Below are 12,519 nucleotides of genomic sequence, written 5' to 3'. Positions count from 1 at the left end.
CTGACGAAGTCAGTAACCACACCTATGGCAAAGTGAATCTGAAGTAGTTTGAAGAGAGTATAACTTGTCTTTTAGAAAAGGAGCCTATAATGAAAGTCTTTCAGAATGTAAATATCGTGACTTGTGATCAAGATTTCCATGTTTATCTTGATGGAATCTTAGCAGTCAAGGATTCTCAAATCGTCTATGTCGGTCAAGATAAGCCAGCGTTTTTAGAGCAAGCTGAGCAGATTATAGACTATCAGGGAGCTTGGATTATGCCTGGGTTGGTCAATTGCCACACCCATTCTGCTATGACAGGTTTGAGAGGAATTCGGGATGATAGCAATCTCCATGAATGGCTCAATGACTATATCTGGCCAGCAGAAGCTGAGTTTACTCCCGACATGACTACTAAGGCGGTCAAAGAAGCTCTGACAGAGATACTCCAGTCAGGAACAACAACCTTTAATGATATGTATAATCCCAATGGTGTGAATATTGAGCAGATTTATCAGGCAGTGAAAGATTCCAAGATGCGTTGTTATTTTTCTCCGACTCTTTTTTCTTCAGAGACAGAAACAACTGCTGAGACTATAAGCAGAACTCGATCCATCATAGACGAAATCTTAAAATATAAAAATCCAAATTTCAAGGTTATGGTAGCACCTCATTCTCCCTATAGCTGCAGTAGAGACTTGCTGGAAGCGAGTTTGGAAATGGCAAAAGAGCTTGCTATTCCAATCCATATCCATGTGGCGGAGACCAAGGAAGAATCAGGCATTATCCTGAAACGATACGGCAAACGCCCCCTCGCCTTTCTAGAAGAACTGGGTTACTTAGATCATCCGTCTGTCTTTGCTCATGGGGTCGAATTAAACGAGCGAGAAATTGAACGCTTGGCAACTTCTCAAGTGGCTATTGCTCACAATCCTATCAGTAATCTCAAACTGGCATCAGGAATTGCTCCAATTATCCAGCTCCAAAAAGCAGGAGTAGCAGTCGGAATTGCGACTGACTCGGTCGCTTCCAATAACAATCTTGATATGTTTGAGGAGGGACGGACTGCAGCCCTTCTTCAGAAGATGAAAAGTGGAGATGCCAGCCAATTTCCTATCGAAACAGCTCTCAAGGCACTGACAATCGAAGGGGCTAAGGTTCTAGGAATGGAAAATCAGATAGGAAGTCTAGAAGTCGGCAAGCAGGCAGATTTTCTCGTTATTCAACCACAAGGCAAAATCCATCTCCAACCTCAAGAAAATATGCTCTCTCACCTAGTTTATGCTGTCAAATCCAGTGATGTTGATGATGTCTATATTGCTGGAGAACAGGTTGTTAAGCAAGGTCAAGTTCTGACAGTAGAACTTTAGAAGAAAAATCACGAAAAATTTTAAAAAAAGTTTGTAAAAATCTTGCATTCTTTTTTTGACTATGCTATACTTATATACGGTTTGAAAAAACTGCCTAAGACAGTAGGGGAGCTCGACTCATAAATATCCTACCGAGGACAAAACGTATCATGTAAAAAGAAGCGTATTGTACTTTCGTGTCTAGGTTTGGGCGCGTTTTTCTTTTGGAAAAATTCCCCAAGCAAAATAATTACGGAGGTGAACACACTAATGAGTGAAGCAATTATTGCTAAAAAAGCGGAACTAGTTGACGTAGTAGCTGAAAAAATGAAAGCTGCTGCATCTATCGTCGTTGTAGACGCTCGTGGTTTGACAGTTGAGCAAGATACAGTTCTTCGTCGTGAGCTTCGTGGAAGCGAAGTTGAGTATAAAGTCATTAAAAACTCAATCTTGCGTCGTGCAGCTGAAAAAGCTGGTCTTGAAGATCTTGCATCAGTATTCGTTGGACCATCTGCAGTAGCATTTTCTAACGAAGATGTTATTGCACCAGCGAAAATCTTGAACGACTTTTCTAAAAACGCTGAAGCACTTGAAATCAAAGGTGGTGCAATCGAAGGCGCTGTCGCATCTAAAGAAGAGATTCTTGCACTTGCAACTCTTCCAAACCGCGAAGGACTTCTTTCTATGCTCCTTTCTGTACTTCAAGCGCCAGTGCGCAACGTTGCTCTTGCAGTCAAAGCGGTTGCAGAAAGCAAAGAAGACGCAGCTTAATCTTAAGCTACGTAGCGTAGCCTAGCTACGAAAATCTATTATAAATTTAAAACATATTTGGAGGAAATAACAATGGCATTGAACATTGAAAACATTATTGCTGAAATTAAAGAAGCTTCAATCCTTGAATTGAACGACCTTGTAAAAGCTATCGAAGAAGAATTTGGTGTAACTGCAGCTGCTCCTGTAGCTGTTGCTGCAGCTGGTGCTGCTGACGCTGGTGCTGCTAAAGATTCATTCGACGTTGAATTGACATCTGCAGGCGACAAAAAAGTTGGCGTTATCAAAGTTGTACGTGAAATCACAGGTCTTGGTCTTAAAGAAGCTAAAGAACTTGTTGACGGTGCACCAGCACTTGTTAAAGAAGGCGTTGCAACTGCAGAAGCTGAAGAAATCAAAGCTAAATTGGAAGAAGCTGGAGCTTCAGTTACTCTTAAATAATAGAGCGACTACATTAGTAGCTTAAAAACATGATTAAATCGCTATTCTTAGGAGTAGTGGTTTTTCTTTTTGTTTAAGAAGTTGGCGAGTAAGTAATACTCAATGAAAATCAAAGAGCAAACTAGGAAACTAGCCGCAGGCTGCTCAAAACACTGTTTTGAGGTTGCAGATAGAACTGACGAAGTCAGTAACATATCTACGGTAAGGCGACGCTGACGTGGTTTGAAGAGATTTTCGAAAAGTATAAAATAGATTGAATTTAGAATAGTCCACTGAGTTTTATAAAACATTGTTAGAAATTGGTTTGAATTCCGCAATCAATTTGTTCGGTTTTTATTTCATTTAATTTAATTAAATTAGAATTTCCCAACCGTTTAACTCAAGATAAAAATCCCCAATCGAAGCGATTGAGGATTAAGCAAATGAATCTTAAACAATACCTTGGGCAATCATAGCGTTTGCTACATTTTCAAATGCAGCAATGTTTGCTCCTGCAAGATAGTCTTTATCAAGACCATATGTTTCTGAAGTTGTTTTAGCTGTGTTGAAGATGTTTGTCATGATGTCTTTGAGACGTCCATCAACTTCCTCACGAGTCCATGAGAGGCGAAGACTGTTTTGGCTCATTTCAAGGGCTGAAACGGCTACACCACCAGCGTTGGCAGCTTTGGCAGGTCCGTAGAAGATACCATTTTCTTTGTAGATTTTGATGGCATCAAGGTCGCTCGGCATGTTGGCACCTTCAGATACACAGATAACGCCTTGAGCAACCAAACGTTTAGCTGCTTCACCGTTGATTTCGTTTTGAGTAGCACATGGAAGCGCAATATCATAGTTTCCAGCGTAAGTCCATACAGAACCTTCGTGATATGTTGCAGTTGCTTTCTCAGCTGCATACTCAGTCAAACGAGCACGACGTTTCTCTTTAACATCAACCAAAAGATCGAAGTCGATACCATTTTCATCGATGACATAACCGTTTGAGTCAGATACAGAGATGACAGTAGCGCCAAGTTCAGTCGCTTTTTGAAGAGCGTATTGAGCAACGTTCCCAGAACCTGAAATAACCACTTTCTTACCAGCAAAGCTATTACCGTTAGCTTTCAGCATTTCTTCAGTATAGTAAACCAAACCGTAACCAGTTGCTTCTGGACGAATCAAGCTACCACCAAATTCAAGAGGCTTACCAGTCAAGACACCAGCATCAAATTGGTTAAGACGCTTGTATTGACCATAAAGGTAACCAATTTCACGTCCACCTACGCCGATATCACCAGCAGGTACGTCAAGTGATGGTCCGATGTGTTTTTGCAACTCAGTCATGAAGCTTTGGCAGAAGCGCATCACTTCAGCATCTGTTTTACCTTTAGGATCGAAGTCTGATCCACCTTTACCTCCACCGATTGGAAGTCCAGTCAAGACGTTTTTGAAGATTTGTTCAAATCCGAGGAATTTCAAAATCCCTTGGTTTACAGTTGGGTGGAAACGAAGTCCTCCTTTGTATGGTCCAACAGCTGAGTTGAATTGAACACGGTAACCACGGTTTACTTGAATTTTTCCATCACGGTCAACCCAAGGAACACGGAAAGAAATTACGCGCTCAGGCTCAGTAATACGTGCCAAGATATTTTCTTCGATATACTCAGGGTGTTTTTCAAATACAGGTTCCAAAGTGTTGAAAAATTCTTCAACAGCTTGGAGGAATTCAGCCTCGTGCCCATTACGAGCTTTTACAGTTTCAAACACGCTTTGGATATATTCTTTAGCAGATGTCATATCGTTCTCCTTTTGTTGTCATATTTTATTACATGAGCTATTATAGCAGAATTTTTTTAAACTGTAAAGAGAAAAACAAAAATTTTCTAAAAATTCTTTCAATTTAGTTTTAAGACTTTTTGAAAATAGACAAAAAACGAACCTTTTTCTTGTAAATATCTTTCTCAAAGAGAAAATCTGAAAATATGCTATAAGAAAAGAAAATGTTTAGCAATTCAGAAATCACTTGTTAATTTATCCATGATATGTTAGATTTGCCAGCAAAACTATGACCATTTTGGAGGAAAGAAATATTTACATCTCCTTATTCAGGGCAGGATTTTCTATACAAGTATAGATGTCTTGCTGGAGTTGGATCATGGAACCCAAGCGGTTATTGAGATTTAGAACTATCATCAGAATTTTTTCATTAGACTTGTTCGGTAACCATAAAGTACTATACTATCTATGAACAAGACCCAGAAAAAGTAGCCTTATTTCTTAAGAATTTTAATAGTTTAAAGCACTTAGCACCTGTTTATATTGATGAAACAGGATTCGATACTTACTTTTATCGAGAATATGGTCGCTCATCAAAGGGTCAGTTAATAGGAGGTAAAGTCTCTGGAAGAAGATATCAGGGGATTTCTTTGGTTGCAGGTCTAACAAATGGTGACTTAATCGCTCCAATGACCTACGAAGAGACGATGACGAGCGACTTTTTTGAAGCATGGTTTCAGAAATTTCTCTTACCAACATTAACCACACCCTCAGTTATTATTATGGATAATGCAAGATTCCAATAGAATAGCTAGGATAGAATTCTTGTGTGAAGAGTTTGGGCATAAACTTTTACCCCTTCCTCCCTACTCACCTGAGTACAATCCTATTGAGAAGACATGTGCTCATATCAAAAAGCACCTCAAAAAGGTATTACCAAGTTGCAATACCTTTTACGAGGCTCTTTTGTCCCACTCTTGTTTCAGTTTGTTATAAACACCTAAGATAAGAGCTATACTAGGTAAATAAAAATCTCTATACTATTTGAAAGTGAAGACTACTCACTGTGAGATAGTATAGAGTATTTTTGTTGTAGTTAAACCATCCTACCCATTCCCCATTGTAATTAACACGGTAACCGTCTGGTGTAGTCGTATTGATTGCTAGAGCACCAGAGCTATAAGCATAGTACCATTTGCCAGATACCTTCATCCAGCCTGTTTTCATAGCACCTGAACCGTCGAGATAGTACCAAGTCTCACCGTCTTTCAACCAACCTGCTTGCATCCAGACTGAACTATCGAAGCGATACCAGATATTATCTAATTTTGCCCACTGATTGTAAGGGTAAGATCCCATCAAGTTGCATAAACTATCAACGCGAGCCAGCTTGTCGCCAAAAACCCATACTTTTACCTACTTCTTGCATTTGGTTAAAGAAATTGTAGGAATTATTCGTTGTACTCTTATTTTCATTTTTGATTTTATGAGTTCCGATAGCCTTCAAATTTTTGTCAAAAAGATTCGCCTTAGTCGCAAATGTTTGAATCTGAGAAGAGTAGGCTTCTATGTATTGAATGGCTTTTCCATAACCACCAGCTAATTCTTCAGAGCCACCAGATGATGTTCCGAAACTTTGTGCAACGGTAATCCATCCATTTTGAGTAACAGGGTTTTCAAAGGCTGCCAAACCCATATAGGTCAATTCTGGATTGATTAAGGATTCGTAGTGTCCAGTTTGATCAGAGACATTTGCTCCGCTACGAGATTTATAGAATATATTTCTCAATGGTACGCGCAACACCGTCTTCTTCGTTGCTTGCTGTAACGGCATCCGCAAGAGATTTGACATAATCGCTTGCATTTCCCATTGCAATGCCCATCCCTGCAAACTGGAGCATTTCGATATCGTTATTAGCATCGCCCATGGCCATAATCTCTGAGGAATCAATCTTCAAAATCTCTGCTAATCGTGAAAGAGCGGTAGCCTTGGTCGTTCCAAGTGGCATAGCTTCATAAATGACAGGCTGCGAACGAACTCCACTGAATCGTTGGCAGAGTTCCTCAGCAAAACGCTGCTCAAAATCGTCTGTTTGTTCTTCGTTGCCCAAAAACATGCCTTGGAACATACGATATTTACCACTAGTCGCTTCCTCAAGGGAAATTTCAGTCAAGTCTGAAAAGACTAGGTCGGCATCATTCTGGATGACTTGATTAGGCTTGCCACCGAGGACGAAATAATGTTTCTCATCAAAAAGAGTCAACTGAACATCACTTTTTTCAGCTAGATCATAGAGGTATTCGATGTCTGCTGGACTAAGTTCTTGCCAGTCAACTAGTCCCCAGTCACTTGTCTGGTGAGTTGAGCAACCATTGTTAACAATCACATACTCATTCTGGAGGCCAAGCCCCAGTTTTTTGTAGTAGGGGAGGACACCGAAAAGCGGGCGACCCGTACAAAGAACCAATTTGACACCTTTTTCAATAGCTTGGTGAATAGCAGTAATGTGAGCTTGTGGAATTTCCTTGGCTTCATCGAGGAGGGTTCCGTCCATATCCAAGGCTAGTAGTTTAATCATAGGTCTTCCTTCTTTATCTTTTGGTATTATTATAACATATTTTGGAGAAGATGACGGTCAAAGGGACAGGAGCTAATTGATTTTGCAGTTTAGGACGTTTTGATGACAATTCATGATTTGAAGAGGATATTTGGCCAAGATATGTTATACTAAACTTGTCAACGTTGCAACTAGACAAATTAAAAAACCAACTTAATATAATAGTTTTTTGTAAGTAGGTATGAGTATCAGATTACTCAACTAATCTAAACAATAACGGAGGAAATATATCATGATTTTAATGACAAAAAATATAAATCTAACAAATGAAGAATTAGAGCTGATACAAGGTGGAGCAGATCCCTATGGAAAAGAACCTAATGGTTATTTTCCTTGGCAAATAGAGCCGGTATTAACTATGCCGGTTCATGGATTTTGTCCCAGAGGAACCTATGATTTAGGATATATTGGAGGAGGCAATCATCTTTGCAAAGGAAGTCCTGCGAGATTTTAAGTAAAATTTATTAGGAATATGGAGAAAACAGAGGATTTAATATGAAAAAACGGATTATTCAGATTTTACTAGCATTATCCTTAATTTTTTACAAATCAACTTGGTTTTGGGGAATTTTCAATCACCTCGCAAAGCCCTATCTACCAGCAAGTCGTGAATTTTTTCAGATTCTGCTTTGGATGGAGAGTGGAGGTCTTTTATTAGCGGTCATCTATCTACTAGTTTTTGCAGGAAAGAAGACTTTTCATTTCAAATGGCAGCTGAGGCACTTTATCTACCTTTTACTGGGTTACATCATTTTGTATATGTCTGACGTCCTCTTGTCTTATTTCATACCCTCGTCTTCAAATCAAATTTCTTTGAATGAAACGATAGAAATGATAGGGAGACAGGAATTACCCTATTTCTTGCTCATGGCTTGCTTCATCGGCCCTATTGCTGAGGAATTGATTTATCGCGGTGTGCTTATGACAACCTTTTTCAAAAACTCGCCTTGGTACGGAGATGTCTTGCTTTCTGCTATTATTTTCGGTTATATTCATATCAATTTTGCTTTAACTCCTCTTGCTTTTTTCATTTATGCTAGTGGAGGTCTCATTTTAGCTCTACTGTATCGCATGACAAAAAATCTCTACTATCCAATACTAGTTCATATTCTCATCAATATCACTGCCTTCTGGAATGTATGGTTACTCCTATTTTCAGGAAGTTAGCTTACTAAAAAAATGTCGGAACTTTCCGGCATTTTCTTTTTTCACAAATAGTCAACGTTTTTCTTTTCGATATTGGAGTGGTGTGTATCCAGTTATTTTTTGAATTGATTTTGAAAATAAGGTTGGCTTGAGAAAGGCAGATAGTGAAGATAGTTAAGAAGGTTAAGAAGAATAGGATGTTCTTTTTTCCTTTTTGGAAAACTTCTAAAATATGGTATAATGAAAAGATAAAGAAGTTGGAGGTAGAAGATGAACATTCAACAATTACGCTATGTTGTGGCCATTGCCAATAGCGGTACTTTTCGTGAAGCTGCTGAAAAGATGTATGTTAGTCAGCCGAGTCTGTCTATTTCTGTTCGTGATTTGGAAAAAGAATTGGGTTTTAAGATTTTCCGTCGGACCAGCTCAGGGACTTTCTTGACTCGTCGTGGTATGGAATTCTATGAAAAAGCGCAAGAATTGGTTAAAGGATTTGATATTTTTCAAAATCAGTATGCCCATCCTGAGGAAGAAAAGGATGAATTTTCCATTGCCAGTCAGCACTATGACTTCTTGCCACCAACCATTACGGCCTTTTCAGAGCGCTATCCTGATTATAAGAACTTCCGTATTTTTGAATCAACTACTGTTCAAATTTTAGACGAAGTAGCGCAAGGTCACAGTGAGATTGGGATTATCTACCTCAATAATCAAAATAAAAAAGGGATTATGCAACGGGTTGAAAAGTTAGGCCTAGAGGTTATTGAACTAATTCCCTTCCATACCCATATTTATCTCCGTGAGGGGCATCCTTTAGCTCAGAAAGAGGAATTGGTCATGGAGGATTTAGCGGATCTACCAACGGTTCGTTTCACGCAAGAGAAAGACGAGTATCTTTATTATTCAGAGAACTTTGTTGATACCAGCGCGAGCTCGCAGATGTTTAATGTGACAGACCGTGCTACTTTGAATGGTATTTTGGAGCGGACGGACGCTTATGCAACAGGTTCCGGATTTTTAGATAGTGACAGTGTGAATGGCATCACAGTTATTCGTCTCAAGGATAACCTAGATAACCGCATGGTCTATGTTAAACGTGAAGAAGTGGAGCTGAGTCAAGCTGGAACTCTTTTCGTAGAAGTCATGCAAGAATATTTTAATCAGAAGAGGAAATCATGAAAAAAAGAGGAATAGTGGCAGTCATTGTACTGCTTTTGATTGCGCTGGATCAGTTAGTTAAATCCTATATCGTCCAACAGATTCCACTGGGTGAAGTGCGCTCCTGGATTCCCAATTTCGTTAGCTTGACCTACCTGCAAAATCGAGGGGCAGCCTTTTCTATCTTACAAGATCAGCAGTTGTTATTCGCTGTCATTACCCTGGTCGTCGTGGTAGGTGCCATTTGGTATCTACATAAGCACATGGAGGACTCATTCTGGATGGTCTTGGGTTTGACTCTGATAATCGCGGGTGGTCTTGGAAACTTTATTGACAGGGTCAGTCAGGGCTTTGTTGTGGATATGTTTCACCTTGACTTTATCAATTTTGCAATTTTCAATGTGGCAGATAGCTATCTGACTGTTGGAGTGATTATTTTATTGATTGCAATGCTAAAAGAGGAAATAAATGGAAATTAAAATTGAAACTGGTGGCCTGCGTTTAGATAAGGCTTTGTCAGATTTGACAGAATTATCACGTAGTCTCGCGAATGAACAAATCAAATCAGGCCAGGTCTTGGTCAATGGCCAAGTCAAGAAAGCTAAATACACTGTCCAAGAGGGCGATGTCGTCACTTACCATGTGCCAGAACCAGAGGTTTTAGAGTATGTGGCTGAGGATCTTCCGCTAGAAATCATCTACCAAGATGAGGATGTGGCTGTTGTCAACAAACCTCAGGGAATGGTTGTGCATCCGAGTGCTGGTCATACTAGTGGAACCCTAGTAAATGCCCTTATGTATCATATTAAGGACTTGTCGGGTATCAATGGGGTTCTGCGTCCAGGAATTGTTCATCGTATTGATAAGGATACGTCAGGTCTTCTTATGATTGCTAAAAATGATGAGGCGCATCTAGCACTTGCCCAAGAACTCAAGGATAAAAAGTCTCTCCGCAAATATTGGGCGATTGTTCATGGAAATTTGCCCAATGATCGCGGTGTGATTGAAGCACCGATTGGCCGGAGTGAAAAAGATCGTAAGAAACAGGCTGTGACTGCTAAAGGGAAACCTGCAGTAACTCGTTTCCACGTCTTGGAACGCTTTGGCGATTATAGCTTAGTGGAGTTGCAACTAGAGACAGGGCGTACCCATCAGATTCGTGTCCACATGGCTTATATCGGTCATCCAGTTGCTGGGGATGAAGTCTATGGTCCTCGTAAGACACTTAAGGGGCATGGACAATTTCTTCATGCCAAGACTCTAGGTTTTACTCATCCGAGAACAGGTGAGACCTTAGAATTTACAGCAGATATCCCAGCAATTTTTAAGGAAACATTGGAGAGATTGAGGAAGTAAGAATGAAAAAGAAATTAACTAGTTTAGCACTTGCAGGCGCTTTTTTAGGCTTGTCATGGTATGGAAATGTTCAAGCTCAAGAAAGTTCAGGAAATAAAATCCACTTTATAAATGTTCATGAAGGTGGCAGTGATGCGATTATTCTTGAAAGCAATGGACATTTTGCCATGGTGGATACAGGAGAAGATTATGATTTCCCAGATGGAAGTGATTCTCGTTATCCATGGAGACAGGGTATCAATACAACTTATAAGCATGTTCTAACAGACCGTGTCTTTCGTCGTTTGAAGGAATTGGGTGTCCAAAAACTTGATTTTATTTTGGTAACCCATACCCACAGTGACCATATTGGAAATGTTGATGAATTACTGTCTACCTATCCAGTTGACCGAGTCTATCTTAAGAAATATAGTGATAATCGTATTACTAAGCCTGAACGTCTTTGGGATAATCTGTATGGCTATGATAAGGTTTTAAAGACTGCTGCTGAAAAAGGTGTTTCAGTTATTCAAAATATCACACAAGGAGATGCTCATTTTCAGTTTGGAGACATGGATATTCAACTATATAATTATGAAAATGAAACAGATTCATCAGGTGAATTAAAGAAAATTTGGGATGATAATTCCAATTCCTTGATTAGCGTAGTAAAAGTCAATGGTAAGAAAATTTACCTTGGGGGCGACTTAGATAATGTGCATGGAGCGGAAGATAAGTATGGACCTCTCATTGGAAAAGTTGATTTGATGAAGTTTAATCATCACCATGATACCAACAAATCAAATACCAAGGATTTTATTAAAAATTTGAGTCCGAGTTTGATTGTTCAAACTTCGGATAGTCTACCTTGGAAAAATGGTGTTGATAGTGAGTATGTTAATTGGCTCAAAGAACGAGGAATTGAGAGAATCAACGCAGCCAGCAAAGACTATGATGCAACAGTTTTTGATATTCGACAAGACGGTTTAGTAAACATTTCAACTTCCTACAAGCCTATTCCAAGTTTTCAAGCTGGTTGGCATAAGAGTTCATATGGAAACTGGTGGTATCAAGCGCCTGATTCTACAGGAGAATATGCTGTCGGTTGGAATGAAATTAAGGGTGAATGGTATTACTTTAACCAAACGGGTATCTTATTACAGAATCAATGGAAAAAATGGAACAATCGTTGGTTCTATTTGACAAACTCTGGTGTTGCTGCTAAAAATTGGAAGAAAATCGCTGGAATCTGGTATTATTTTAACAAAGAAAACCAGATGGAAATTGGTTGGATTCAAGATAAAGAGCAGTGGTATTATTTGGATGTTGATGGCTCTATGAAGACAGGTTGGCTTCAATATAAGGGGCAATGGTATTACTTTGCTCCATCAGGGGAAATGAAAACGGGCTGGGTAAAAGATAAAGAAGCCTGGTACTATATGGATTCTACTGGTATCATGAAGACAGGTGAGATAGAAGTTGCTGGACATCATTACTATCTAGAAGAATCAGGAGCTATGAAGCAAGGCTGGCTTAAAAAGGCAAATGATTGGTATTTCTACAAGACAGATGGTTCACGAGCTATAGGTTGGATTAAAGACAAGGATAAATGGTACTTCTTGAAAGAAAATGGTCAATTACTTGTGAATGGTAAGACACCAGAAGGCTATACTGTGGATTCAAGTGGTGCCTGGTTAGTGGATGTTCCGATCGAGAAATCTGCTACAATTAAAACTACAAGTCATTCAGAAATAAAAGAATCCAAAGAAGTAGTGAAAAAGGATCTTGAAAATAAAGAAACGAGTCAACATGAAAGTGTTACAAATTCTTCAACTAGTCAAGATTTGACATCCTCAACTTCACAAAGCTCTGAAACGAGTACAAACAAATCGGAATCAGAACAGTAGTAGAAAAGAAGGTTTTAGGGCCTTCTTTTTTCTATCAACTCTTTTCTATTTCCTGTTATT

General features: G+C 39.3%; 11 protein-coding genes, 4 pseudogenes and 1 other annotated feature. Of the genes and pseudogenes, 11 read left to right on the top strand and 4 right to left on the bottom strand.

Annotated elements, in window-relative coordinates:
* Positions 1-89: 89 nt before the first annotated feature.
* From HT729_RS00795 to rplL, 3 genes are all read left to right on the top strand, one after another.
* The gene (locus HT729_RS00795) at positions 90-1,349 is read left to right on the top strand and encodes a TRZ/ATZ family protein (RefSeq protein ID WP_000862496.1); all 1,260 of its coding nucleotides are present in this window, start codon (positions 90-92) and stop codon (positions 1,347-1,349) included.
* Positions 1,350-1,424: 75 nt separating this feature from the next.
* Positions 1,425-1,560: a sequence feature (ribosomal protein L10 leader region), on the top strand.
* A gap of 38 nt (positions 1,561-1,598) precedes the next feature.
* The gene (gene rplJ / locus HT729_RS00790; protein WP_001287278.1) at positions 1,599-2,099 is read left to right on the top strand and encodes a 50S ribosomal protein L10; all 501 of its coding nucleotides are present in this window, start codon (positions 1,599-1,601) and stop codon (positions 2,097-2,099) included.
* A gap of 72 nt (positions 2,100-2,171) precedes the next feature.
* A complete protein-coding gene (gene rplL, locus HT729_RS00785; protein WP_001196965.1) occupies positions 2,172-2,540 on the top strand; it encodes a 50S ribosomal protein L7/L12 in 369 nt (122 codons plus the stop codon).
* A 429-nt stretch (positions 2,541-2,969) separates the two neighbouring features.
* Here rplL and gdhA read toward each other — a convergent pair whose 3' ends face one another.
* A complete protein-coding gene (gene gdhA, locus HT729_RS00780) occupies positions 2,970-4,316 on the bottom strand; it encodes an NADP-specific glutamate dehydrogenase (protein WP_000199528.1) in 1,347 nt (448 codons plus the stop codon).
* A gap of 203 nt (positions 4,317-4,519) precedes the next feature.
* On the opposite strand from gdhA, the pseudogene HT729_RS11840 reads away from it, so the two are divergent.
* Together HT729_RS11840 and HT729_RS00775 are read left to right on the top strand one after the other, a co-directional pair.
* Positions 4,520-4,700 (top strand): annotated as a pseudogene (locus tag HT729_RS11840) (hypothetical protein); the annotation flags it as partial.
* A gap of 56 nt (positions 4,701-4,756) precedes the next feature.
* Positions 4,757-5,291 (top strand): annotated as a pseudogene (locus HT729_RS00775) (transposase); the annotation flags it as partial.
* Positions 5,292-5,402: 111 nt separating this feature from the next.
* Here HT729_RS00775 and HT729_RS12540 read toward each other — a convergent pair.
* Both HT729_RS12540 and HT729_RS00760 read right to left on the bottom strand, forming a co-directional pair.
* Positions 5,403-6,066 (bottom strand): annotated as a pseudogene (locus HT729_RS12540) (choline-binding protein C); the annotation flags it as partial.
* Positions 6,065-6,874, bottom strand: coding sequence for an HAD family hydrolase (locus HT729_RS00760; RefSeq protein WP_000593560.1), 810 nt, complete (start codon positions 6,872-6,874; stop codon positions 6,065-6,067). The pseudogene HT729_RS12540 and the gene HT729_RS00760, both read right to left, overlap by 2 nt.
* 271 nt (positions 6,875-7,145) lie before the next feature.
* Here HT729_RS00760 and HT729_RS00755 point away from each other — a divergent pair, with 271 nt between their 5' ends.
* Together HT729_RS00755 and HT729_RS00750 are read left to right on the top strand one after the other, a co-directional pair.
* Entirely contained in the window at positions 7,146-7,367 is a 222-nt protein-coding gene (locus tag HT729_RS00755) for an SP_0924 family bacteriocin-like peptide (protein ID WP_000602445.1), read from the top strand.
* 41 nt (positions 7,368-7,408) lie between these two features.
* Complete coding sequence (locus HT729_RS00750; RefSeq protein WP_000746011.1) at positions 7,409-8,080, top strand: CPBP family intramembrane glutamic endopeptidase; 672 nt, start codon at positions 7,409-7,411, stop codon at positions 8,078-8,080.
* A gap of 51 nt (positions 8,081-8,131) precedes the next feature.
* Here HT729_RS00750 and HT729_RS00745 read toward each other — a convergent pair.
* Positions 8,132-8,337 (bottom strand): annotated as a pseudogene (locus tag HT729_RS00745) (AraC family transcriptional regulator).
* Here HT729_RS00745 and HT729_RS00740 point away from each other — a divergent pair.
* Genes HT729_RS00740 through cbpE form a run of 4 tightly spaced genes read left to right on the top strand, consistent with a single transcriptional unit; the run spans position 8,330 to position 12,459 of the window.
* On the top strand, positions 8,330-9,238 hold the full coding sequence (locus tag HT729_RS00740) for a LysR family transcriptional regulator (RefSeq protein WP_001025687.1): 909 nt from the start codon (positions 8,330-8,332) through the stop codon (positions 9,236-9,238). The pseudogene HT729_RS00745 and the gene HT729_RS00740 overlap by 8 nt on opposite strands.
* Entirely contained in the window at positions 9,235-9,696 is a 462-nt protein-coding gene (gene lspA / locus HT729_RS00735) for a signal peptidase II (protein WP_000745672.1), read from the top strand. The genes HT729_RS00740 and lspA overlap by 4 nt, the downstream gene beginning before the upstream one ends.
* On the top strand, positions 9,686-10,573 hold the full coding sequence (locus HT729_RS00730; protein WP_000403212.1) for an RluA family pseudouridine synthase: 888 nt from the start codon (positions 9,686-9,688) through the stop codon (positions 10,571-10,573). Before lspA ends, HT729_RS00730 begins: the two co-directional genes overlap by 11 nt.
* Positions 10,574-10,575: 2 nt before the next feature.
* Positions 10,576-12,459: a phosphorylcholine esterase CbpE gene (cbpE, locus tag HT729_RS00725; protein ID WP_172926275.1), complete on the top strand. Its 1,884-nt coding sequence runs from the start codon at positions 10,576-10,578 to the stop codon at positions 12,457-12,459.
* Positions 12,460-12,519 lie beyond the last annotated feature (60 nt).

This window comes from Streptococcus sp. 79, from assembly GCF_013277425.1.
GTDB lineage: Bacteria > Bacillota > Bacilli > Lactobacillales > Streptococcaceae > Streptococcus > Streptococcus pseudopneumoniae.
Note: the sequence above shows the minus strand (reverse complement) of the source record. Positions and strands in the feature narration are given on the sequence as shown.